Origin of the sequence: Enterobacter sp. MGH 24, assembly GCF_000493015.1 — a bacterium.
GTDB lineage: Bacteria > Pseudomonadota > Gammaproteobacteria > Enterobacterales > Enterobacteriaceae > Enterobacter.
Window position 1 is genome coordinate 4,246,739 of the sequence record NZ_KI535657.1, and the last position, 23,950, is coordinate 4,270,688.

Consider the following 23,950-nt stretch of genomic DNA (forward strand, 5'->3'; position numbering starts at 1 on the left):
TTACCTCACAATGCAGCGCGCAGCGCTTCACGAATCAGGGTTTCACTGCTGGCGTCCGGTTTGGCAATTTTGCTCACCATACGGCTGGCCTCCTGAGGTTTATAGCCCAGCGCCACCAGCGCGGCAACCGCTTCCTGCTCGGCGTCATCATCCGTCGCAGGGCCGCCAGGAGAGGTCAGTACCAAATCGGCAGCCGGCGTGAACAGATCGCCATGCAGACCTTTAAAGCGGTCTTTCATCTCCACAATCAGGCGCTCGGCGGTTTTCTTGCCGATGCCCGGAAGCTTAATCAGCGCCGCAGGATCTTCGCGCTCAACGGCATTCACAAACTGTGGCGCTGACATGCCGGATAAAATCGCCAGCGCCAGCTTCGGACCGACACCGTTGGTTTTAATCAGCTCGCGGAACAGGGTGCGTTCCTGTTTATTATTGAAGCCGTACAGCAGCTGGGCATCTTCACGCACCACAAACTGAGTAAAGACAATCGCCTCTTTGCCCGCGTCCGGCAGCTCGTAGAAGCAGGTCATCGGCATATGGATTTCGTAGCCCACGCCACCCACTTCCAGCAGCACTAACGGGGGTTGTTTTTCAATGATGATGCCTCTGAGTCTGCCTATCACGTGACGCTCCTGCGTTCTGGGAGAAATTAACTGCCGACATAATAAAAAAAGGCTGGATGTTTATCCAGCCTGATTTCTCATTATCGTAACCTGCCTCGCGCCAGATTAAGCCGCGACTCGCTCATTTGCATCGCGTTCTGGCTGACGTGACAGTGGGTAATCGCAATTGCCAGCGCATCGGCGGCGTCAGCCTGCGGGTTCGCAGGAAGCTTCAGCAGGGTACGCACCATATGCTGCACCTGGCTTTTCTCCGCGCTACCAATGCCCACCACCGTCTGCTTGACCTGACGCGCCGCGTATTCGAATACCGGCAAATCCTGGTTCACGGCAGCAACGATGGCAACGCCGCGCGCCTGCCCGAGCTTTAGCGCTGAATCGGCGTTTTTCGCCATAAAGACCTGCTCGATGGCGAAATAGTCAGGCTGAAACTGGGTGATGATTTCCGACACGCCCGCATAAATGAGCTTCAGGCGCGACGGCAGATCGTCAACTTTGGTGCGAATACAGCCGCTGCCCAGGTAGGTTAGCTGGCGTCCCACCTGACGGATAACGCCATAACCGGTGACGCGTGAGCCTGGGTCAATCCCGAGAATAATCGACATCACGCGTCTCCCGTAACGGATTTATACGCTCTCATTAGAGAGTCGCTGCAACCTCATCAGAGATTTCACCGTTGTGATACACTTCCTGCACGTCGTCGCAGTCTTCGAGCATGTCGATCAGACGCAGCAGTTTTGGTGCCGTTTCCGCATCCATGTCCGCTTTGGTGGACGGGATCATGGACACTTCAGCGTTGTCCGCTTTCAGGCCAGCCGCTTCCAGCGCGTCGCGCACGGCACCCATCTCTTCCCACGCGGTGTAAACGTCGATAGCACCGTCATCGAAGGTCACAACGTCTTCCGCACCGGCTTCCAGCGCCGCTTCCATGATCGCATCTTCGTCGCCTTTCTCGAAGGAGATGACGCCTTTTTTGCTGAACAGGTAAGCAACGGAACCGTCAGTGCCCAGGTTGCCACCGGTTTTGGTGAACGCGTGGCGCACTTCCGCAACGGTACGGTTACGGTTGTCAGACAGACACTCAACCATCACCGCAGTACCGCCAGGGCCGTAACCTTCATAAATGATGGTTTCCATGTTCGCGTCTTCATCACCGCCCACGCCGCGTGCGATTGCACGGTTCAGGGTGTCACGCGTCATGTTGTTAGACAGCGCTTTATCCACCGCCGCGCGCAGACGCGGGTTAGAAGCCGGGTCGCCGCCGCCCAGACGCGCTGCCGTCACCAGCTCGCGAATGATTTTGGTAAAGATCTTACCGCGCTTGGCATCCTGTGCCGCTTTGCGGTGTTTGGTGTTGGCCCACTTACTATGACCTGCCATAAAAAGTTCTCCAAAAATCGCGCCTTCTCAGGCTGCGTTAATTACAAATTCTTCAATCGCCTGCCGGTTGCTCCACGACTTGGTCAGTGCGGCGGCGTCCGCCGCATTCACCCAGCGGTAGGTCAGGTGTTCGGTAAACACGATCTCCCGTTCATGGGGGAGCGCGAGACAGAACCACGACTCCGTATTGCGCTCGGTACCCGGCGCGTAGCGATGACGTAAATGGCTAAAAATTTCAAACTCCACCGTGCGCTGACAGTCCTTCAGGGTCAGTTGCTCGCGGGCAACGTCAATGGCGACCTCTTCCTTTACTTCGCGCGCGGCGGCCTGCGGCGCGGTTTCCCCCTCTTCCAGACTGCCTGTTACCGACTGCCAGAAATCAGGATCATCGCGCCGCTGCAACATCAGCACCCGCTTCGTGTCTTCTGCATAAATGACCACCAGGACCGAAACGGGAAGCTTATATGCCATATCAGTTTTTCTCTTCCTTCTTCACCACTTCAATGCCCAGCTCGGCCAGAGAGGCCGGGTTGGCAAAGCTTGGCGCTTCGGTCATCAGACACGCTGCGGCAGTGGTTTTCGGGAAGGCAATAACATCACGAATGTTATCGGTGCCGGTCAGCAGCATGGTCAGACGGTCAAGACCGAAGGCCAGACCCGCGTGCGGCGGCGTGCCGTATTTCAGGGCGTCCAGCAGGAAGCCGAACTTCTCGCGCTGCTCCTGCTCGTTGATGCCCAGGATACCGAACACGGTCTGCTGCATTTCACCGCTGTGAATACGCACGGAACCGCCGCCCACTTCGTAGCCGTTGATAACCATATCGTAAGCGTTCGCGACCGCGTCTTCCGGCGCCGCTTTCAGCTCTGCTGCCGTCATGTCTTTCGGCGAGGTGAACGGGTGGTGCATTGCGGTCAGACCGCCTTCACCGTCGTCTTCAAACATTGGGAAGTCGATAACCCACAGCGGCGCCCATTTGTTCTCGTCGGTCAGGTTCAGGTCTTTGCCGAGCTTCAGACGCAGCGCGCCCATCGCATCCGCCACGACTTTCTTGTTGTCTGCGCCGAAGAAGATCATGTCGCCGTCCTGCGCGCCGGTGCGCTCAAGGATCGCTTCCACGATGCCTGCGTTCAGGAATTTCGCTACCGGGCTGGTAATGCCTTCCAGACCTTTCGCACGCTCGGTCACTTTAATATAGGCCAGACCTTTCGCGCCGTAGATCTTGATGAAGTTGCCGTAGTCGTCAATCTGCTTGCGGCTCAGTGCCGCACCGCCCGGTACACGCAGCGCTGCTACGCGGCCTTTAGGATCGTTAGCCGGGCCAGAGAATACGGCAAACTCAACGGCTTTCACCAGGTCTGCCACGTCCACCAGCTCCATCGGGTTACGCAGGTCTGGTTTGTCGGAGCCGTAGCGACGCTCGGCTTCAGCGAAGGTCATGATGGGGAAATCGCCCAGCTCAACGCCCTTCACGTCGTTCCACAGGCTACGCACCAGGGCTTCCATCACTTCACGCACCTGCTCGGCGGTCATGAAGGAGGTTTCCACATCGATCTGGGTAAATTCTGGCTGGCGGTCAGCGCGCAGGTCTTCGTCGCGGAAGCATTTTACAATTTGATAGTAGCGATCGAAGCCGGACATCATCAGCAGCTGTTTGAAGAGCTGTGGAGACTGCGGCAGCGCGTAGAATTTACCTTTATGAACGCGGGATGGGACCAGGTAATCGCGCGCACCTTCCGGCGTGGCTTTGGTCAGCATCGGGGTTTCGATATCGAGGAAACCGTGGTCATCCATAAAGCGACGCACCAGGCTGGTGATTTTCGCACGGGTTTTCAGGCGCTGAGCCATTTCCGGGCGACGCAGATCCAGGTAGCGGTATTTCAGACGCGCTTCTTCAGTGTTGACGTGGTTGGAGTCCAGCGGCAGCGCTTCTGCACGGTTGATAATCACCAGATCGGACGCCAGCACTTCGATGGCACCCGTCGCCATGTCGGCGTTGACGTTTTTCTCGTCACGCGCACGCACGGTGCCGGTAACCTGAATGCAGAACTCATTACGCAGCTCAGAGGCCAGCTTCAACGCATCTGCGCGATCCGGGTCGAAGAACACCTGAACGATACCTTCGCGGTCGCGCATATCAATGAAGATAAGGCTACCAAGATCACGACGACGATTGACCCAACCACACAGGGTTACCTGCTGCCCGACGTGGGACTGACGCAGCTGCCCGCAATATTCTGTACGCATGAGATATCCCTTAATTAGCCGCAGGCTAAATGTCGCCTGGTATGCAGGCTACTATGTCGCAGCTTTCTGTATGTCACAACTGGATGAAAAAAGGCGGCTATTATACTGGAAATTCCGCCGGACGATAAGAGCGAACCACGGCCAGGCGGTCGTTTGCTGCGCTCTTATTGCGCATTCTCACAAAAATTAACAAAATTATCCGCCCAGGAACAGGCCATCACGTCGTATGGTGTCTGGAAGTGATTCATTTAACGGGAGTAACGATGTTAACACTTGATGCCAGTAAAACCGCACTTGTCGTGATTGATTTACAGGAAGGCATTCTGCCCTTCGCCGGTGGCCCGCATACCGCGGATGATGTGGTCAGCCGCGCCGCTCGCCTGGCGGAAACATGTCGTGCCAGCGGTGCGCCTGTTGTCATGGTGCGCGTGGGCTGGTCCGCAGATTACGCCGAAGCGTTGAAGCAGCCCGTTGACGCCCAGGCTCCTGCACGCGCCCTGCCGGAAAACTGGTGGACGTACCCGGTCTCACTCGGCAAACGCGACAGCGATATTGAAGTGACCAAACGTCAGTGGGGCGCTTTCTACGGCACCGATCTCGAGCTGCAGCTCCGCCGTCGCGGCATCGACACCATTATTCTGTGCGGCATTTCCACCAATATCGGCGTGGAGTCTACCGCCCGCAACGCGTGGGAGCTGGGCTTTAATCTGGTGATCGCCGAAGATGCCTGCAGCGCAGCCTCCGCGGAACAGCATCAGGGCAGCATGACCCATATCTTCCCGCGCATCGGCCGCGTGCGCAGCACGGATGAGATTATCAGCGCGCTATGATGTATGTCGGCCTGCCCCAGTGGTCGCACCCAAAATGGGTGCGCCTTGGCATCACCAGCCTTGAGGAGTATGCCCGGCACTTTAACTGCGTCGAGGGCAACACCACCCTGTATGCGCTCCCCAAAGCCGAGATTGTTGCGCGCTGGCGGGAACAAACGACCGACGACTTCCGCTTCTGCTTCAAGTTTCCGGCCACCATTTCGCACCAGGCCGCGCTGCGCAACTGCGGCGATTTGACCGAAGAATTTTTCGCGCGCATGTCGCCGCTGGCGAACCGCATCGGTCAGTACTGGATCCAGCTACCCGCCACGTTTGGCCCGCGCGATTTGCCTGCGCTCTGGCAATTCCTGGATGCCCTGCCCCGTGAATTCACCTACGGCGTAGAAGTAAGACACCAGGACTTCTTTGCGAAAGGCGAAGCAGAAAAAGCGCTCAACCGCGGCCTGCTTGAGCGTTCCGTTAACCGGGTGATCCTCGACAGCCGCCCGGTGCACAGCGCTATCCCCCATAGCGAAGCCATCGTCGACGCGCAGCGAAAAAAACCGAAAGTGCCGGTTCACGCCATCGTGACCGCGCAAAACCCGATGGTCAGGTTTATCGGCAGCGATAACATGCAGCAAAATCAGGCAATGTTCGCCGTCTGGCTGCAAACATTGCCGAAGTGGGAACATACCACCACGCCGTACCTCTTTTTGCACACGCCGGATATCGCTCAGGCGCCCGAACTGGTCGATGCTCTGTGGCAGGCCTTGCAGGCTGCGGTGCCGTCCGTGGGCAGCGCCCCTGCTATCCCACAACAATCTTCTCTTTTCTGATATCACCCCCTATCATAGTGAAGTGCCATCTGCCAAAAACAGGGAGTTTGTATGGTCAGCGCGCTGTATGCGGTGTTAGGTGCATTACTGCTGATTAAGTTTTCTTTTGATGTTGTGCGCCTGAGAACGCTGTACCGTGTCTCTTACGGTGACGGCGGATTTTCAGAGCTACAAAGCGCTATCCGCATTCATGGCAACGCGGTCGAATACATCCCCGCAGCCTTAATCCTGCTGCTTTTTATGGAGATGAATGGCGCAGAAACCTGGATGGTGCACATCTGTGGCCTGCTTCTTATTGCTGGCCGCCTGATGCACTATTACGGTTTTCACCACCGCTTAATCCGTTGGCGTCGTTCCGGCATGAGTGCGACCTGGTGTTCGCTTTTGCTGATGGTGCTGGCTAACCTGTGGTATATGCCGTGGGAGTTGGTTTTCTCCCTCCATTAGCGCACAATACGCCACTTTATTTTTCCCGGATTTTTACGTTATGTCAGATCGCGACACGCTTTTTTCCGCGCCTATCGCCAGCCTGGGCGACTGGACCTTCGATGAACGGGTAGCCGAAGTCTTCCCGGATATGATCCAGCGCTCTGTTCCCGGTTATTCCAATATTATCTCTATGATCGGCATGCTGGCTGAGCGCTTCGTTCAACCCGGCACGCAGGTCTATGACCTGGGCTGCTCGCTCGGCGCGGCAACGCTGTCGGTTCGTCGTAACGTTCACCACGAAGGCTGCCGGATCATTGCCGTCGATAACTCCCCGGCCATGGTTGAACGCTGCCGTCGCCATATTGATGCGTATAAAGCCCCTGTCCCGGTGGACGTGGTGGAAGGTGATATCCGCAATATTGAGATCAATAACGCCTCGATGGTGGTGCTGAATTTCACTCTTCAGTTCCTGGTGCCTGAAGACCGCCAGCTGCTGCTGGACAAAATTTATAAAGGGCTGAACCCTGGCGGCGCGCTGGTGCTCTCAGAGAAATTCAGCTTCGAAGATGCCGAGGTTGGCGAACTGCTGTTCAACATGCACCACGATTTCAAACGGGCAAACGGCTACAGCGAACTGGAGATCAGCCAGAAGCGCAGCATGCTTGAAAACGTGATGCTGACGGATTCCGTAGAAACCCACAAAGCGCGTCTGAGCAAAGCCGGGTTTGAGCACAGCGAACTGTGGTTCCAGTGCTTTAACTTTGGCTCTCTGGTGGCGCTGAAAGCGGGAGAATCCGCATGATCGAATTCAGTAACTTCTATCAGCTTATTGCCAAAAACCAGCTTTCCCACTGGCTGGAAACCTTGCCCGCGCAGATTGCCGCCTGGCAGCGCGACCAGCAGCACGGCCTGTTAAAGCAGTGGTCAAATGCGGTGGAATTTTTGCCGGAACTGACCCCGTATCGCCTCGACCTGCTCCACAGCGTAACCGCCGAGAGCGAAGAGCCGCTTCCGGCCGGGCAGATCAACCGCATCGAAACGCTGATGCGGAACCTGATGCCGTGGCGCAAAGGGCCGTTTTCACTTTACGGCGTGAACATCAATACCGAATGGCGCTCTGACTGGAAATGGGATCGCGTTCTGCCCCACCTTTCCGATCTGACCGGGCGTACCATTCTGGACGTGGGCTGCGGCAGCGGTTACCACATGTGGCGCATGATTGGCGCGGGCGCGCATCTGGCGGTCGGTATTGACCCGATGCAGCTGTTCCTGTGCCAGTTTGAAGCGGTGCGCAAGCTGCTGGGCAATGACCAGCGCGCGCACCTGCTGCCGCTGGGCATTGAGCAACTCCCTGCCCTGAAAGCGTTTGATACCGTCTTCTCCATGGGCGTGCTGTATCACCGCCGTTCCCCGCTTGAACACCTGTGGCAATTGAAGGATCAGCTGGTCAGCGGCGGCGAGCTGGTGCTGGAAACGCTGGTGATTGAAGGCGATGAACATGCCGTTCTGGTGCCTGGCGATCGCTACGCGCAGATGCGCAACGTATACTTCATCCCTTCCGCGCTGGCGCTGAAAAACTGGCTGGAGAAGTGCGGGTTTGTGGATGTGCGGATTGCCGACGTCAGCGTGACGTCTATTGAAGAACAGCGCCGCACCGACTGGATGATCACCGAATCACTGGAGCAGTTCCTCGACCCGGCCGACCACAGCAAAACCATCGAAGGCTATCCGGCCCCGATGCGTGCGGTGTTGATTGCGACCAAGCCGTAGCCCTTTAGCCGGGTGGCGGCTACGCCTTACCCGGCCTACTCCCGATTTTGTAGGCCCGGTAAGCGAAGCGCCACCGGGCGCAGGAGAAAAAAAGGCCCCTGTTGAAATTGCAGGGGCCTGGTACAAGCAAGCATCATATTGGGCGACATGATGCGCGGTAAAAATCGGTACGTTGCTACACGTGATGGCGCTCAATCAGCGACTTCATTTCCGCAACCGACTCTCCCTCTACGCCGTAGCGTGAATACTCATCCGCTTCAGCGTCCGTCGACATTGACAACCCTGTATTGCGATAACGCATGGGCGAAGGTATCCATTTACCCGCGGAGCTGTGCAGCTCTTCTACCCCGGCGTTTAAAAACCGTTCCAGATTGCCGGCGCGGACTCCCGCACCCGCCATTATTATTGGAACACCGGAATGTGCTTTTAGTTCCGTAATTAATTGCAGTCCTTTTTCCGCTGACGCCTGCTGACCCGATGTCAGGATGCGCGCCACGCCAAGTTCTCCAAGCGTTTCAAAGGCCTGAAGCGGATCTTTACACATATCAAATGCGCGATGAAAAGTGACGGCCAGCCCCTGCGCGGCGCTCATAATCTGACGCATGCGCGGTATATCGATGTTGCCGTCTTCATTCAGCAGGCCGGTCACCAGCCCCGGAAACCCCAGGTCCCGAACGAGTGCGATATCATCAAGCATGGCACTGAACTCGCCCGCCGTGTAACAAAAATCACCGCCGCGCGGACGAATAATCGGGTGAACGGGAATGGCGACGGCCTGGCGGGCAGACCTCAACACGCCGTAAGACGGCGTCAGCCCGCCCTCTTTGGGTGCCGCGCACAGTTCAATGCGGTCAGCCCCGTGCTTTTGCGCGGTTACGGCACACTCCACGCTGTAACAACAAATCTCCAGCAGCGCCATTTAATCCTCCTGAAATCCCACTAAACGAACCATCATGACATCCCGTCCCTTTTCAGTCCCGGCGTGAACTCACAACTTCTTACGCTTCACTGGCAACGATTTGCTCAATGGTCCACGGATGAAACTTCACCGTAACCTGTCCGTCGGTGACGGCCAGCGTCGGGTTAGGTAACCGCTCGCGCTCGCCTTTGGGTGAACTTGTCTTCACAAAAATTCCCGGCTTGCTCAAGCCTTCGTCAGAAAGCAGGGCCAGCGCGCGCGCGTTGAGTGTTTCCGGATCGCCCGGCAGGACAATTTCGATATGTTCCCAGCCTTCGTGCGGATAGCGTTTCTCGCCCGGCCACGGCAGTTCAACCACGGTGAACTGCCAGTGCGCCACGTTCACCGGTTCATGCAGTTTAAACAGGCAAATGGGGCGACCATTAATGATGTTCTCGGAGAGCAACTCACCGCACTGTTCAAACCCGTGACGCCAGCGCTCGGCGGTGGCATTCTGATGACAGCGCAAAGAGATGTGATCGGCCTCAAGCGGTGCGATATCCAGACCGAGACGGGTGGCAAGTTCTGTGAACGCCTGGGTGAAGCGCGGTAAATCTGCGGAAATATCATGCAGTTCGTCAATGGATAGCCAGTTCGCCATAAGTCACTCTCTTTTCATGTCGCAAAGCCGCTAATTTACTCTGTTGCCCTGTTTTGACCAACCGCAGAATCCGGCTTTTTGTGACTGCATGATTATGCACACTTTCACCGCCTGGATTCTGAGCAATCTTCGGGCCCCGCGATGCTGACGCCAGAAGGCATTTGCAGTATACTCCCGCCCTAAATTCTTTAACTGGCGCGGGCGGTTGTAGGCCCGCATCAAAAACGTAAGGTATCCAGGTGAATATTCAGGCTCTTCTCTCCGAAAAAGTCAGTCAGGCACTGATTGCCGCAGGCGCGCCTGCGGATTGCGAACCGCAGGTTCGTCAGTCAGCAAAAGTACAGTTTGGCGACTATCAGGCTAATGGCGTGATGGCAGTGGCTAAAAAACTGGGCATGCCGCCGCGACAGCTCGCTGAGCAGGTACTGACGCATCTGGATCTTTCCGGCATTGCCAGCAAAACCGAAATCGCCGGTCCGGGCTTTATCAATATCTTCCTTGAGCCTGCATTCCTGGCAAGCCACGTTGACGCGGCGCTGAAGTCTGACCGTCTGGGTGTTTCCCAGCCGGAGGCGCAGACCGTCGTGATCGACTATTCTGCCCCGAACGTGGCGAAAGAGATGCACGTTGGCCACCTGCGCTCCACCATCATCGGTGATGCCGCAGTGCGCACGCTCGAGTTCCTCGGTCACAAGGTGATTCGGGCGAACCACGTGGGCGACTGGGGTACGCAGTTCGGCATGCTGATTGCCTACCTGGAAAAACAGCAGCAGGAAAACGCGGGTGAAATGGCGCTGGCGGACCTGGAAGGGTTCTACCGCGAAGCCAAAAAGCACTACGACGAAGACGAAGCCTTTGCCGAGCGCGCGCGCAGCTATGTGGTAAAACTGCAGGGCGGCGACAAATACTTCCTCGAGATGTGGCGCAAGCTGGTTGACATCACCATGTCTCAGAACCAGCTTACCTATAACCGCCTGAACGTCACCCTGACCCGTGACGACGTAATGGGTGAAAGCCTCTATAACCCAATGCTGCCGGGCATTGTGGCCGACCTGAAAGCCAAAAACCTGGCGGTTGAGAGCGAAGGCGCAACGGTTGTGTTCCTTGATGAGTACAAAAACAAGGAAGGTGAACCGATGGGCGTGATTATCCAGAAAAAGGATGGCGGCTACCTCTACACCACCACCGATATCGCCTGTGCGAAATACCGTTACGAGACGCTGCACGCCGACCGCGTGCTGTACTACATCGACTCCCGTCAGCACCAGCACCTGATGCAGGCGTGGACCATCGTGCGTAAAGCCGGTTACGTGCCGGATTGCGTTCCGCTGGAACACCACATGTTCGGCATGATGCTGGGTAAAGACGGTAAGCCGTTCAAAACCCGTGCTGGCGGTACCGTGAAGCTGTCCGACCTGCTGGACGAAGCGCTGGAACGCGCCCGCCGCCTGGTGGCCGAGAAGAACCCGGACATGCCGGCCGACGAGCTGGAAAAACTGGCCAACGCCGTGGGTATCGGTGCGGTGAAATACGCGGATCTCTCCAAGAACCGTACCACCGACTATATCTTCGACTGGGATAACATGCTGGCGTTTGAAGGCAACACCGCGCCATATATGCAGTATGCCTACACCCGCGTGCTCTCGGTGTTCCGTAAGGCGAACATTGATGAAAGCGTACTGGCGAATGCGACAGTGACCATCACGGAAGATCGCGAAGCGCAGCTGGCGGCGCGCCTGCTGCAGTTTGAAGAGACGCTGACGGTTGTCGCGCGTGACGGTACGCCGCACGTGATGTGTGCTTACCTGTACGATCTGGCGGGTCTGTTCTCTGGCTTCTACGAGCACTGCCCTATTCTGTCTGCGGAAAATGAATCGGTCCGCAACAGCCGCCTGAAGCTGGCCCAGCTTACGGCGAAGACCCTGAAGCTGGGTCTGGATACCCTGGGTATCGAAACCGCAGAACGTATGTAATACAAAAACCCGGCAATCGCCGGGTTTTGTTTTTTGGATTTCTTATAATCCGACCGTCAGCGGTAGTTCACGATGACGGAATTACTCTGCACCTTCAGCGCCGGGATCAAACGTCCCCCGCCCGGCACTTCCCAGATAAAACGCAAAGGTTCAATGGCCGGTACGCCGTTGAACGCCTGCGTCGTACCGCTTTCTCCGTCGATTTCCGTGCAGCGCGTCTGAGAACAGAGGCGCACCCGCAGCCCGGCAGGCGTTGGGCCAATCAGCCGGTAGTTCCAGACTACAAGGCCCATCAGGCCGGATACCGCGTCAGAAGGCGCCAGCGGGTTAGAGGACATCGCCACGCCCCGGTTGCTGAGGGTCACACCCATGCTGCTCGCCTGCCAGGTCCCCTCCCCGGCAGCCTGCGCCGCCAGCGGGAAGAGCAAAATCCATAGCCATTTACGCATTATTTTCCTCCAATCGTCGCCGTCATGCGGATATGGCGGTTATCCGACAGCTCCAGATTCGACAGCACGACCAGCTGATTCAGGCTACGACGCAGGAAGCGCGACAGCAGCGGACGCAGCGCATGGTTCACCAGCAGCACCGGCGGCGCGCCCAGCATCTCCTGACGCGCCAGCGCCTCCTGCGTTTGTGCCAGCAGACGATCCGCCAGCCCCGGCTCCAGGCCGCCCCCGCCCTGCAGGGCCTGAAGCAGAAGACGTTCAAGCGGCGTATCGAGGCCAATAACCTGCACTTCTCCGGTTCCCGGGAACCACTGCTGGGTGATCGCACGCCCCAGCGCCACGCGCACCACCGCCGTCAGCTCGTGCGGATCGCTCTGGATTGGCGCATGCTCTGCCAGCGTTTCCAGAATGGTGCGCATATCGCGGATCGGCACCTTTTCTTCGAGCAGGTTTTGCAGCACCTTGTGCAGCGTCGTCAGCGTCACCACGCCCGGAACCAGATCTTCCGTCAGCTTAGGCATCTCCTGCGTGACGCGGTCCAGCAGCTGCTGCGCTTCCTGGCGGCCAAACAGCTCCGCCGAGAATTGCCCAATCAGGTGGTTAAGATGGGTCGCCACCACGGTACTGGCTTCAACAACCGTGTACCCCTGGATTTGCGCCTGCTCTTTCAGCGCGCTTTCAATCCAGATAGCGGCCAGGCCAAAGGCCGGATCGATGGTTTGCTCGCCCGGCAGCGTGCCTGCGGCGGTGCCCGGGTTAATCGCCAGCCAGCGGCCCGGATAGGCATCACCGCTGCCAATTTCGACACCTTTCATCAGGATGCGATAGCGCGCGGGCGGCAGGTCCATGTTGTCCCGGATGTGCACAACCGGCGGCAGAAAGCCCATGTCCTGCGCGAATTTCTTACGGATACTGCGGATTCGGCCAAGCAGCTCGCCATCCTGCTGGAAATCGACCATCGGGATCAGGCGATACCCGACCTCCATTCCCAGGGAATCTTCCAGCTGAACGTCGTTCCAGGTCGCTTCGACGGCCTGGTTGTTCTCCGGCATTTTGACCGGAACAGGCTCAGCAGCCGGTTTGATTTCACGGCCGCGCATCCACCAGGCAAGCCCCAGCAGAGCCGCCGTAAACAGCAGGAAGACGAGGTTTGGCATCCCCGGCACCAGCCCAAGCAAGCCGAGAACCGCAGCGGCCAGCAGCATCACGCGCGGGTTGCTGAACAGCTGGCCCACCATCTGCTCGCCAACGTCCTGATCGGTGCTGACACGGGTGACAATCACACCCGCCGCCGTGGAGATAACCAGCGCCGGGATCTGCGCGACCAGACCGTCACCGATGGTCAGCAGCGTATAGCTTTCCGCCGCGTGGCCCATGTCCATCCCGTGCTGCAATACCCCCACCAGCAGGCCGCCGACCACGTTAATCACCATGATTAGAATGCCCGCGATGGCGTCACCGCGCACAAACTTACTCGCACCGTCCATGGAGCCGTAGAAGTCCGCCTCCTGCGTCACTTCCGAACGACGTTTTTTGGCTTCATCTTCGGCAATGAGCCCGGCGTTCAGGTCGGCGTCGATCGCCATCTGCTTGCCCGGCATCCCGTCCAGCACAAAACGCGCGCCCACTTCCGCGATACGTCCTGCACCTTTGGTGATAACCATAAAGTTGATGATAACGAGGATAACGAACACCACGATACCGATAGCGAAATTGCCGCCCACCAGGAAGTGGCCAAACGCTTCCACTACTTTACCTGCCGCTGCCGCACCGGTGTGACCTTCCATCAGGATGATACGCGTGGACGCCACGTTCAGCGCCAGTCTGAGCAAGGTGGTAAACAGCAGAATGGTCGGGAACGCGGCGAACTCCAGGGTACGCTGGGTGAACATCGCCACCAGCAGCACCATAATGGACAGCGCGATATTGAAAGTGAAAAGCAGATCGAGGATGAACGCCGGGAGCGGCAGTACCATCATCGACAGAATTAGCAGGATCAGAATCGGCCCGGCAAGGATCTGCCATTGGGTCGATTTCAGGTTGCCGGGCAGGCGCAACATTGCCACCAGATTAGCCATCAGTGTCCTTCTCGTTCATAAAATCCAGCGCGGCAGGCACCGGAAGGTTCTCAGGTTTCGCAGGCCGTTGACCGCCGGCGAGACGCCAGCGCTTCAACTGCCATACCCAGGCCAGCACTTCCGCCACGGCGGCGTAGAGTTGTCCCGGGATCTGTTGTCCAATTTCCGCATGGCGGTAAAGAGCACGCGCCAGCGGAGGGGCTTCGAGGATCGGCACGCGGTGTTCGGTGCCAATTTCGCGGATGCGCAGCGCGATCAGTCCCGCCCCTTTCGCCACGACTTTCGGCGCGCTCATTTTGTTTTCGTCGTAGCGCAGCGCAACGGAATAGTGTGTCGGGTTTGTGACGATGACGTCGGCCTTCGGCACATCGTCCATCATGCGGCGACGGGCGGCGGCACGCTGCATCTGGCGGATGCGCCCTTTCACGTGCGGGTCACCTTCCATCTGCTTATATTCGTCACGAATATCCTGCCGCGACATCCGCAGTTTTTTGAAGTGGGTATAAAGCTGGAAGATCACGTCAAAACCCACCATCGGAATAATGCTGAGCACCACCAGCAGCGCACAGAGCCCGACCAGATTCAGGGCGTTGCTCATCGCGGTGAGCGGCGATTCGCTGATAAGACGCATCATTTCCGGCCAGTGGTACCAGAGGTAAAACCCTGCGGAACTGCCCATCAGCACCGATTTGAGAACGGCTTTGAGCAGCTCGGCCCCGGTCTGCGCAGAGAACATTTTCGCAATGCCCGGCAGCGGGTTCAGTTTGGAAAATTTCGGCTGCAGCGATTTGGCGCTAAAGACCAGACCGCCAAGCATCACCGGGGAAACCAGCGCGACCAGCACGACCCCGGTAATCAGGGGCAACAGCGCGACCATGGCCCCTTTAATAAGCTGAATAATCTGGCTGAGGATCAGATTCGGATCGTTGACCATGCTGTGGTCAAAACGTAAGCCGGTTGAGAGCATCCCCGCCAGCTTGCGGGCGAGCGACTCCCCGCCCCACCAGATAATGCACACCCCCACGATAAGGATCAGCAGGGAGGTCAATTCTCGGGATCGGGGGATTTGCCCTTCCTCACGCGCCTTTTCTAGTCGGTGGGGTGTGGGGGCTTCCGTTTTGTCGTCGTTCTCTTCTGCCACAGTGCATGCTCAGCCCATTACGTCAGGGGTATCATGCCAGCCCCCACTCCTGTCAATGGATGGAAAAAGCCCTATAACCGGGTCTTTTTAACCAGTTTAAGTACGTCGTCTACGCGTTCAGAAGGCGTTGATGGTACAAATAACGCTCGAAACGATCGTGTCCAGATCTTTTTGACATTTTTTATAATACAAATTGAATTAAGCAAAAGTATATTGAAAGGTGAATATAAATATAATGGATGCGAAAAATTAACAACAAGCGTAGTTTTAACCGTCTTGTTTTACAAGAATGATATAAATATGTGAACTCTATAAACCATAGTAATTGAAACCTTATTTTTATAGATCCAAAAACAACTTTACGTGTCATACACTAATATAACATTAGTCCAGGGACATCTTACCTGATAAAAATTAAGCGCTATACTTCCTCGCGGCATAATTCTGTTTCCGAGAGGAAAATCCAGCATGCCAAATATGATTACCACATTAAGGAAGATTTTAGATGGACTTCAGAAAAAATATTATTGCGGGCTTAGCGCTCGCCACCCTATCAATGAATGGTTTCGCTGCTGAAATGAATGCCGGAACAATTCACTTCACGGGTGAAATTATTGAACCTAGCTGTACAATTCAGGGCGACAATGGCACAGACAGCACTATCCCATTGGGCAGTTATCCCAAATCATTGTTCACTGAGGTTGGGACGGAAACGACCCTTATGCCCTTCAGCATTACGCTGGCGAACTGTCCTTTAAAGAGCGATGGACTTCCGGCTGTACAGCTGACCTTTAACGGTCCAACAACCCTGACCCAAACGAACAACCTGCTGGATGTCAGTAAAATCACCACTACGGGCGACGCCGCAGCCACCGGCATCGGCGTGGCTGTTAGCCCGGCGGGTAAAGATAACCAACTCATTACCATGGACGGCGCTGAAGGCCAGGTTTATATCGAGCTGGCAACAAAATCCTCAGACACGATTCTGGCTAATTTTAACGCCCGCTATAAATCGTACGCAGCGGATGTTACAGCCGGTCCGGCAGATGCAGATATGACGGTAAACATTCTTTACCGTTAATAAACGCCATTCTGATATTCAGAATATATATATTTAGGCGTCATGACGTTTAAGGAGTCATGCTCGGATAATAGTCCGCGTCCGGACTCGGACTATTATCACTCTCATCAACCTCCTTTATTAAAGGTTTCACCATGCGCATTTCACACAAAGTCTTATTATGTATTCCTGTTATTGCGAGCACCCTTTGTCACGCAACAGGCGTGCAGATAGGCCGCACACGCATAATCTACGATGCCGCGAAAAAGGAAGTTGCCCTGCCCTTACAGAATAAGGATAACGAACTTCCATGGTTAATACAGTCATGGACGGATACCGGTGATGGCAAAACGCGCGGGCCATTTATCGTGACACCGCCCCTTTTCCGACTCGATCCGCAAAAAGAGCAAAGCCTGCGCATTACCTGGAACGGGACAACCTTAGCGGGCGATAAAGAGTCTCTATTTTATATGAACGTGCGAACCGTTCCCGCCACGGCTACGGATGAGGATGACAAAAACGTCCTGCGGTTAATTTATAAAACACGCCTGAAACTGTTCTGGCGCCCTCGTGGGCTTAGCGGTACCCCATCTGAGTCCTGCAAAAATCTGCGGTTCGCTCGTCATGGTCAGCAGCTCACCGTCACCAACGCAGGGGCGTTCTACAGCATCTTTGATTCACTTTCGCTGGGGGCGACCAAAGTGGAGAAGGCCGACATGGTTGGCCCTAAATCCAGCGTTGCTATTCCCCTCCCTGACACCGCTCAGGGCACAAGCGTCACCTGGCGATGCATCACCGATTACGGCAACGCTTCCGAAAAATACACTTCCACCCTGGCGCAGGATTAAAGATTGCAATGATTACAGGACGTAATTATTTGTCATACGGGCGACTCTTTAGACCGAATTCGGTTCTCCACTGCCTTGGGGGCGTTTTACTCATGACGAGCACCTCGGTGCAGGCCCGCGAATATCGGTTCTCCCCTTCATCGCTTGAAGGAGACATGCTGACCCAGCAGGATATTGACCTTTCACTCTTTTCAAAGCCAAATGCCCAGCTACCCGGCACCTATTCCTCACGTGTTCAGGTGAACAATCAACACCTGAAGGACACAACTATCACCTATGTCAGCTCCCCGGACGGGACATTGCTGCCACAGCTCACGCCGGATATGCTGCGCGCATGGGGGATCGCTATCGATCGTAATCCCGCGCTGCTTGCATTACCCGCCAGGGAGACGTTGCCAAAAGAGCTCGGCAGCTATATCCCGCAGGCCTCTGCGCAGCTTGAGTTCTCTACCATGACCTTAAAGTTGAGCATTCCTCAGGCCGCGTTAAGCGGTACCGGTCGTGATTACATCGATCCTTCGCGTTGGGACGACGGGGTCCCTGTGTTGTTCAGTGACTACGCGTTTTCAGGATCAAAAAATAAGGACAGCGGCGACAGCAGTACCACCAGCCAGTATCTGAATTTGCGCACCGGCGCCAACCTGGGTGGCTGGCGAGTGCGCAACTATTCGACGTGGAGCAATTCTGACAATGAAAATCAGTGGGAAGCCATTAATACCTTCCTGCAACATGACATTGACACCCTCAAGGCTCAGTTCACTGCCGGAGAAAGCAGCACCCGGGGCGAGGTGTTTGATAGCTTACAGTACCGTGGCGTTAACCTTGCATCGGATGAAGAGATGCTGCCCTATAGTCAGCGCGGCTATGCCCCGGTCATACGCGGCATCGCCAGCTCAAATGCGGAAGTCTCAGTGCGCCAGAATGGCTATCTCATCTACCAGCAAAATGTCGCGCCCGGCGCATTTGAGATCAATGACCTCTACTCCACGACTAACAGTGGGGATCTGGACGTCACGGTGAAAGAGGCCGACGGCTCCGAGCATCATTTTACGCAACCCTACTCCAGCATCGCAGTCATGCTGCGGCCTGGACGCATGAAGTACGAACTCACGGCAGGCCGTTATCGTGCTGACAGCGGGAGCGACCAAAAGGAACCCGATTTTCTCCAGGGGAGCATGATTTATGGTTTAAACAACCTTCTCACGTGGTTTGGCGGGCTGACGCTCTCAAAAGACTATAACGCCGCCAATACCGGCGTCGGCCTGGCGCTGGGTCCGTTGGGCTCACTGTCGGCTGACGTGACCATGGCCGACACCCGCCTGGACGATGACAGCCAGCATACCGGCCAGTCATGGCGTTTGCTTTATACCGGTAAACTGGACTCGACCAATACCAACTTCAGTCTCGGCAGCTATCGATACTCCAGCCGGGGATACTACAGCTTTGCCGACGCCAACCAAAAGCGTGACGGACACGAAGACGATCTGCTGTTTCATTACACTAAACGCAACCGCATTCAGGCGAGCGTCAGCCAAACCCTTGCCGGGGTGAGCCTGTATCTTAACGGTTATCAGCAGGATTACTGGGGCACCTCAAAAAAGGAGCGCAGCCTGTCGGTCGGATTCAATACCGTTGTTGCCGGTACGAGTTACCACATGGCCTATACCTACAGTAAAACCAACGGTGAAGAGTCCGACAGGATGATCTCTTTCGGATTCAGCATTCCTCTCGCCAGATGGCTGCCTCGTGCCTGGAGTAGCTATAACATCAGCAATACTAAAAATGGCTATACGCGGCAAAACGTCGGTCTCAGCGGCACGCTGCTTGACGACGAGCGTCTGAGCTACTCGCTGCAGCAGAGCCATTCCAACCACGGTGGGGAAGATACCAGCAGCGTCTATGGCAGCTACCGTTCGCAATACGCCAACCTGACTGCCGGGTATTACGCATCCACTGATAACTCTCAACAGCTGACCTACGGGATTAGCGGCGGTATTGTTGCCCATCCTCAGGGCGTCACGCTGTCGCAACCTTTAGGCAGCCAGTTTGCTATCGTGAGCGCCAACGACGCTTCCGGCGTTCGTTTCCAGAACCAGCGAGGTATTCAGACCGACTGGCAGGGTAACGCCGTCATTCCATCACTCACTCCGTACCAGGAAAACAACATTCGTATTGATACGGCGAGCCTGCCGGAAAACGTGGACAGCAGCGATACGTCAGTCACGGTTATCCCTTCACGCAACGCAGCGGTAATGGCCAGGTTTGATGCGCATACTGGCTATCGGATGTTGATCACCCTGAAGCGTCAGAACGGTCAGCTTGTCCCGTTCGGTGCCATTGCGACCAGCGACACCCCGGTCCTGAGCGGCATTGTCGATGATACCGGCACCGTCTATCTGGCGGGAACGGGAGAAACCGCAAAGCTCACCGTGAAATGGGGCAACAGCACGGAGCAACGCTGCAGCGCCAGCATTACGCAACCGTCAACCCAACAAAATGAAAGCCCTAACGGTATTCGCTCGGTTAGCGCGCTTTGTCAGCAGGAATAAGGACATGATAAATACACTCAGTAAAGAGGCCTCTGTGGCCTCACTTGTCACGTTGCTGTGCCTGGTCTTTACCAGCCCGTGCAGCGGGTCTATGACGCTGCTTCATAGCTGCTTTGACGCGCCACAAACCTACACCACCTCGTTCGACCACGAGTTTACGTCCAGTGATAACGTTGCCAATCATGATTATGACATTCCCGATCATCTGGTCGGTGCTGGCGCAGACCTGGTGGCCAATTGTACCTGCCCAGGAAATCTGTTTTCGTCGAGTACCGTTTATGAAACCACATTCGCTGGCAGTCCGCTTAACCCAGGAACACATGGCTATGGCTATTTAACCGATAAGATTGATGCTGATATCACCGGCTACACCGATGCCATAAACTCCCCGGACGGCAATTTTTTGACGCCAGTGAATATCGATGAATACCCGACGTCCAGGGGGAATATGCACAGCATTATGGCCAATACGGGCGCCAGGACTGAGGGGGAAGCCAGCGTCTGCAGCAGCGAGACCCGCCCTGCTGGCTCAGCGACAGTAAAGCGAAAATTCCGCTGGAACGTCGTTGCGGTATTGCTGCATGTTAAAAAACCTATCCTGGGTGAAGAGGTGATCCCGCCGACGATCATCGCCCAAAACTATGCCTGCCTCTACATAGGTAGCGGAGCAAGCTGCGATCCCACACAGGCAGAACAGGTCTCTGATATCTGGTTTAGCGGTACGCTATCAGCGCCGCTAAGCTGCACCATCAACGCGGGCAGCACCATTGAGGTTGAGTTCGGCAGCATTGTCAGCAAGCAATTCGTCAGCAAGGGGCAGCCACCAAAGGGTTATACCCTCAAAAACGTCGATATTGCCTACCATTGCGATGATAACGCCGTGGGAAACATGGACCGGATAAAGCTCACGCTCACAGCCGATCAGGGCGTGGTAGATAGCAGTACACCGTACATCGCTAAGCTTCTGGAAAGAGACGATCTTGGGGTGCGCGTATATGACGAAAACAGTCAGAACGTTGCGCTGGATGGTACTTACGCGTTTCCGGTGATGATGGATGAGCAGGGAAATGGCGTCATCAAAATTCAGGCCGTGCCGGTCAGCACCACGGACGCCCCCCCGAAGCCGGGGCGTTTTGAAGGCAACGTGACGGTGAAGATGGATCTTCGCTAAGCGATATACCCTCAGGTTGGCGCTGCAACCTGAGGGTAACCAAAGCAATCAGAAGCCGAGGCTGTCCAGCAGGTCGTCTACCTGATCCTGGCTTGCCACAACGCCCGCTTTGCTGGTGTCGAGCTGAGGACCATTGAGCAGGCTTTCATTCTCGCGTTTTGGACGGGCTGCCGGTTCCGGAATGTTTTCCAGCAGAACCATCAGCAGCTGGCGCTCAATCTCCTGGATAACATCCATCATGCGCTTGATCACCTGACCGGTCAGGTCCTGGAAATCCTGCGCCATCATGATGTCCAGCAGCTGGGCGTTGGTGAAGCTGGTGTGGCCCGGCACATCACCCAGGTACTGACGGGTATCCGTCACCAGCTCGCGGGCATCCGCCAGCTCGATAGGGTTCTCAAACCACTCGTCCCACCGTTTGCTCAGCGCTTTCGCTCCCTTTTCCATCGCATCCTGGTGCGGCTGTGACGCTTCAACGCTGTTCAGCGCACGTTCCGCGGCCTGAGCGGTCATCTGCACAACGTAGTCCAGACGATCGCGGGCATCAGGAATGGCTTCCGCTGCTTCGGCAATCGCCTGATCCAGACCCAGCTCACGCAGGCTGTCGCGCAGCATGCGCGTCAGGCTGCCGATGCGGACGATGATATCGCTCGGCGAGTGTTCTTCAACGGGTTTCATAGCAGGTTGCAACATTTCCATCACCTCACATGCCGAGTTTCTCGAAGATCTTACCGAGCTTCTCTTCCAGGGTTGCCGCGGTGAATGGCTTCACCACATAGCCGCTTGCGCCCGCCTGCGCAGCGGCAATGATGTTCTCTTTTTTCGCTTCTGCAGTGACCATCAGAACCGGCATAGACGCCATTCCCGCATCGGCACGAATGGTTTTCAGCAGTTCCAGACCGTCCATGTTAGGCATGTTCCAGTCGGAGATAACAAAACCAAACCCGCCAGCCTGCAGTTTGTTCAGCGCATCAACGCCGTCCTCTGCTTCTTCAACGTTGTTGAAGCCCAGCTCTTTCAGCAGGTTGCGCACGATGCGACGCATGGTGGAAAAGTCATCCACAACCAAAAACTTAAGCTCTTTATCCGCCATAAAATAATACTCCTGAGTCAAATACGTATTGCCTGTCCGGCACTGATTTTCGCCAGCATCTGCTGGCTTACCTGGCTAAGATCGACCACTTCGCTCACGCCACCCATATTGATGGCCTCGCGCGGCATGCCGAACACCACACAACTTGCTTCATTCTGCGCAATCGTCCAGGCACCAGCCTGGTGCATTGCAAGCATTCCGGCGGCCCCGTCGTTGCCCATCCCCGTCAGGATCACCCCAACGGCGTTGCGCCCCGCATGTTTCGCCACCGAATGAAACAGCACATCCACCGACGGACGGTGCCGGTTGACCGGCGGTCCGTCATGAATTTTGATTTGATAGTTAGCGCCGCTGCGCGCCAGCTCCATATGCTTGTCGCCAGGGGCGATATAGGCATGCCCCGGGAGCACGCGCTCGCCGTCTTCCGCCTCTTTCACGCTGATCTGGCACAGCTTGTTCAGGCGTTCGGCGAACGAACGGGTAAAGCCTGGCGGCATATGCTGAGTGATCAGAATACCCGGACTTGAAAGCGGCAATGGCTGGAGTACATGACGAATTGCCTCTGTTCCTCCGGTTGACGCCCCAATCACCAGCAGTTTTTCCGAGCTGAGTAAGGGGCCGGCCTTCAGGGTCGCAGGCGCGGCCATCGGCGTGTGGGCGGCTAGCTTCGCACGCGACGCGGTGCGGATCTTCTCGGCGATCATTTCGCTGTAGGCCAGCATCCCTTCGCGAATGCCGAGCTGCGGTTTGGTGACAAAATCCACCGCCCCCAGCTCCAGCGCGCGCAGGGTGATTTCCGATCCTTTTCCGGTCAGGGAGGAGACCATTACCACCGGCATGGGCCGAAGACGCATTAATTTTTCGAGGAAATCTATGCCATCCATGCGCGGCATCTCGACATCCAGCGTTAGCACGTCGGGGTTATATTTTTTAATTAAATCCCGCGCTACCAGAGGATCGGGCGCAGTGGCCACCATCTCCATGTCGCTGTGGCTATTGATAATTTCAGTCATGATCTGACGCATCAGCGCTGAATCATCGACAGACAACACCCTGATTTTACTCATGCTTTTTCCTTACTCAGCGCATATACCGTTTGCCCACGCAGGCTAAACTCACGCGCGAGGTTGCTGAAGTTTTCCGAGTGCCCGGCAAACAGTAAACCGTCAGGCTTGAGCAACGGAACAAACCGACGCAGAATGTCCTGTTGCGTCGTTTTATCAAAATAGATCATGACGTTACGGCAAAAAATAGCGTCGAACGGCCCCGGCACGTTGTACTGCTTATCCAGCAGGTTGACGGGCGCGAATTCGACGCAGTTCGCCAGCTCCTGGCGTACGCGTACCAGGCCTTCATGCGGGCCCGTGCCGCGCATGAAATAACGCTGCAGCTGCTGCGGCGACAGCGTTTTCAGTTCATCCTGGCGATACACGCCGTTACGCGCCTTCTCCAGCACCTCGGTATCGATATCGCTGGCGTAGACTTTCCAGCGCCCGGGTGTCATGCCCAGGGTGTCAGCAAGGGTGATCGCCAGCGAGTACGGCTCTTCACCCGTCGAGGCGGCCGCACTCCATACGCGATATTCCCCGGTGCGACGGCGGGCGTGCTCGGCCAGGACCGGGAAGTGGTGAGCTTCACGGAAAAACGCCGTCAGGTTAGTGGTTAACGAGTTAATAAAAGCCTGCCACTCTGCGCTGTTCTGGTTCGCCTCGAGCATGCTCAGATAGCGGCCAAAATCATCCAGCCCCAGCGTACGCAAGCGCCGCACCAGACGGTTGTAGACCATGTCCCGCTTATGATCCGCAAGCACGATCCCCGCACGCTGGTAGATTAACTGACATATCCGACGAAAATGCGCGTCGGACAGCGCGAGGCGCTGTGTCATCTGCAACAATAATGACGTTTGCCCAGGGGGCATTGGTGATGTCATAGCGCCTTCTTAA

The 23,950-nt window shown here is 56.2% G+C and carries 24 protein-coding genes; 10 read left to right on the forward strand and 14 right to left on the reverse strand.

Annotated features, from left to right (window positions below; all coding sequences use genetic code 11):
• Window positions 1-5 precede the first annotated feature (5 nt).
• From ruvA to aspS, 5 genes are all read right to left on the reverse strand, one after another.
• Window positions 6-620 (reverse strand): Holliday junction branch migration protein RuvA, encoded by a 615-nt coding sequence (ruvA, locus tag L370_RS02140; protein WP_023336109.1) that lies wholly within the window; start codon window positions 618-620, stop codon window positions 6-8.
• Window positions 621-700: 80 nt separating this feature from the next.
• On the reverse strand, window positions 701-1,222 hold the full coding sequence (gene ruvC / locus L370_RS02135; RefSeq protein ID WP_003859749.1) for a crossover junction endodeoxyribonuclease RuvC: 522 nt from the start codon (window positions 1,220-1,222) through the stop codon (window positions 701-703).
• Between the two features lie 34 nt (window positions 1,223-1,256).
• Window positions 1,257-1,997 (reverse strand): YebC/PmpR family DNA-binding transcriptional regulator, encoded by a 741-nt coding sequence (locus L370_RS02130; protein ID WP_008500447.1) that lies wholly within the window; start codon window positions 1,995-1,997, stop codon window positions 1,257-1,259.
• Window positions 1,998-2,024: 27 nt separating this feature from the next.
• Window positions 2,025-2,468 (reverse strand): dihydroneopterin triphosphate diphosphatase, encoded by a 444-nt coding sequence (gene nudB / locus L370_RS02125; RefSeq protein WP_023336110.1) that lies wholly within the window; start codon window positions 2,466-2,468, stop codon window positions 2,025-2,027.
• A gap of 1 nt (window position 2,469) precedes the next feature.
• Window positions 2,470-4,242 (reverse strand): aspartate--tRNA ligase, encoded by a 1,773-nt coding sequence (gene aspS, locus L370_RS02120; RefSeq protein WP_023336111.1) that lies wholly within the window; start codon window positions 4,240-4,242, stop codon window positions 2,470-2,472.
• 263 nt (window positions 4,243-4,505) lie between these two features.
• Here aspS and L370_RS02115 point away from each other — a divergent pair, with 263 nt between their 5' ends.
• Genes L370_RS02115 through cmoB form a run of 5 tightly spaced genes read left to right on the forward strand, consistent with a single transcriptional unit; the run spans window position 4,506 to window position 8,086 of the window.
• Window positions 4,506-5,072, forward strand: a complete 567-nt coding sequence (locus L370_RS02115) for a hydrolase (protein ID WP_023336112.1) — start codon at window positions 4,506-4,508, stop codon at window positions 5,070-5,072.
• Window positions 5,069-5,887, forward strand: a complete 819-nt coding sequence (locus L370_RS02110; protein ID WP_023336113.1) for a DUF72 domain-containing protein — start codon at window positions 5,069-5,071, stop codon at window positions 5,885-5,887. The genes L370_RS02115 and L370_RS02110 overlap by 4 nt, the downstream gene beginning before the upstream one ends.
• A gap of 51 nt (window positions 5,888-5,938) precedes the next feature.
• Entirely contained in the window at window positions 5,939-6,334 is a 396-nt protein-coding gene (locus L370_RS02105) for an MAPEG family protein (RefSeq protein ID WP_021240443.1), read from the forward strand.
• A 40-nt stretch (window positions 6,335-6,374) separates the two neighbouring features.
• A complete protein-coding gene (cmoA, locus tag L370_RS02100) occupies window positions 6,375-7,118 on the forward strand; it encodes a carboxy-S-adenosyl-L-methionine synthase CmoA (protein ID WP_023336114.1) in 744 nt (247 codons plus the stop codon).
• A complete protein-coding gene (gene cmoB, locus L370_RS02095; RefSeq protein WP_023336115.1) occupies window positions 7,115-8,086 on the forward strand; it encodes a tRNA 5-methoxyuridine(34)/uridine 5-oxyacetic acid(34) synthase CmoB in 972 nt (323 codons plus the stop codon). The genes cmoA and cmoB overlap by 4 nt, the downstream gene beginning before the upstream one ends.
• Before the next feature lie 175 nt (window positions 8,087-8,261).
• On the opposite strand, the gene cutC is transcribed toward cmoB, so the two are convergent.
• A complete protein-coding gene (gene cutC / locus L370_RS02090) occupies window positions 8,262-9,005 on the reverse strand; it encodes a copper homeostasis protein CutC (RefSeq protein ID WP_023336116.1) in 744 nt (247 codons plus the stop codon).
• A gap of 79 nt (window positions 9,006-9,084) precedes the next feature.
• Window positions 9,085-9,645, reverse strand: a complete 561-nt coding sequence (locus L370_RS02085) for a VOC family protein (RefSeq protein ID WP_023336117.1) — start codon at window positions 9,643-9,645, stop codon at window positions 9,085-9,087.
• Window positions 9,646-9,884: 239 nt separating this feature from the next.
• On the opposite strand from L370_RS02085, the gene argS reads away from it, so the two are divergent.
• Complete coding sequence (argS, locus tag L370_RS02080; RefSeq protein WP_023336118.1) at window positions 9,885-11,618, forward strand: arginine--tRNA ligase; 1,734 nt, start codon at window positions 9,885-9,887, stop codon at window positions 11,616-11,618.
• Between the two features lie 56 nt (window positions 11,619-11,674).
• Here argS and L370_RS02075 read toward each other — a convergent pair whose 3' ends face one another.
• The 3 genes from L370_RS02075 to flhB are packed head-to-tail and all read right to left on the reverse strand — an operon-like array spanning window position 11,675 to window position 15,286.
• Complete coding sequence (locus tag L370_RS02075) at window positions 11,675-12,067, reverse strand: flagellar protein FlhE (RefSeq protein ID WP_023336119.1); 393 nt, start codon at window positions 12,065-12,067, stop codon at window positions 11,675-11,677.
• On the reverse strand, window positions 12,067-14,145 hold the full coding sequence (flhA, locus tag L370_RS02070) for a flagellar biosynthesis protein FlhA (protein ID WP_023336120.1): 2,079 nt from the start codon (window positions 14,143-14,145) through the stop codon (window positions 12,067-12,069). The genes L370_RS02075 and flhA overlap by 1 nt, the downstream gene beginning before the upstream one ends.
• Window positions 14,138-15,286 carry a flagellar biosynthesis protein FlhB gene (gene flhB / locus L370_RS02065; protein ID WP_023336121.1) on the reverse strand — a complete coding sequence of 383 codons (1,149 nt, stop codon included), beginning with the start codon at window positions 15,284-15,286 and terminating at the stop codon, window positions 14,138-14,140. Before flhB ends, flhA begins: the two co-directional genes overlap by 8 nt.
• Before the next feature lie 505 nt (window positions 15,287-15,791).
• Here flhB and L370_RS02060 point away from each other — a divergent pair.
• The 4 genes from L370_RS02060 (at window position 15,792) to L370_RS02045 (ending at window position 20,914) form a co-directional block, all read left to right on the forward strand.
• Window positions 15,792-16,367, forward strand: coding sequence for a fimbrial protein (locus L370_RS02060; protein ID WP_023336122.1), 576 nt, complete (start codon window positions 15,792-15,794; stop codon window positions 16,365-16,367).
• Between the two features lie 134 nt (window positions 16,368-16,501).
• The gene (locus tag L370_RS02055) at window positions 16,502-17,194 is read left to right on the forward strand and encodes a fimbrial biogenesis chaperone (protein ID WP_023336123.1); all 693 of its coding nucleotides are present in this window, start codon (window positions 16,502-16,504) and stop codon (window positions 17,192-17,194) included.
• A gap of 92 nt (window positions 17,195-17,286) precedes the next feature.
• Complete coding sequence (locus L370_RS02050; RefSeq protein ID WP_255344021.1) at window positions 17,287-19,743, forward strand: fimbria/pilus outer membrane usher protein; 2,457 nt, start codon at window positions 17,287-17,289, stop codon at window positions 19,741-19,743.
• Window positions 19,744-19,747: 4 nt separating this feature from the next.
• On the forward strand, window positions 19,748-20,914 hold the full coding sequence (locus tag L370_RS02045; protein ID WP_023336125.1) for a fimbrial protein: 1,167 nt from the start codon (window positions 19,748-19,750) through the stop codon (window positions 20,912-20,914).
• Window positions 20,915-20,962: 48 nt separating this feature from the next.
• Here the strand turns inward: L370_RS02045 and cheZ are convergent, their stop codons facing one another.
• Genes cheZ through cheR form a run of 4 tightly spaced genes read right to left on the reverse strand, consistent with a single transcriptional unit; the run spans window position 20,963 to window position 23,937 of the window.
• Window positions 20,963-21,607 (reverse strand): protein phosphatase CheZ, encoded by a 645-nt coding sequence (cheZ, locus tag L370_RS02040; protein ID WP_023336126.1) that lies wholly within the window; start codon window positions 21,605-21,607, stop codon window positions 20,963-20,965.
• A gap of 10 nt (window positions 21,608-21,617) precedes the next feature.
• Complete coding sequence (gene cheY, locus L370_RS02035) at window positions 21,618-22,007, reverse strand: chemotaxis response regulator CheY (protein WP_008500431.1); 390 nt, start codon at window positions 22,005-22,007, stop codon at window positions 21,618-21,620.
• Window positions 22,008-22,024: 17 nt separating this feature from the next.
• On the reverse strand, window positions 22,025-23,074 hold the full coding sequence (locus L370_RS02030) for a protein-glutamate methylesterase/protein-glutamine glutaminase (RefSeq protein WP_008500430.1): 1,050 nt from the start codon (window positions 23,072-23,074) through the stop codon (window positions 22,025-22,027).
• Window positions 23,071-23,937 carry a protein-glutamate O-methyltransferase CheR gene (cheR, locus tag L370_RS02025; RefSeq protein ID WP_023312253.1) on the reverse strand — a complete coding sequence of 289 codons (867 nt, stop codon included), beginning with the start codon at window positions 23,935-23,937 and terminating at the stop codon, window positions 23,071-23,073. The genes L370_RS02030 and cheR overlap by 4 nt, the downstream gene beginning before the upstream one ends.
• Window positions 23,938-23,950 lie beyond the last annotated feature (13 nt).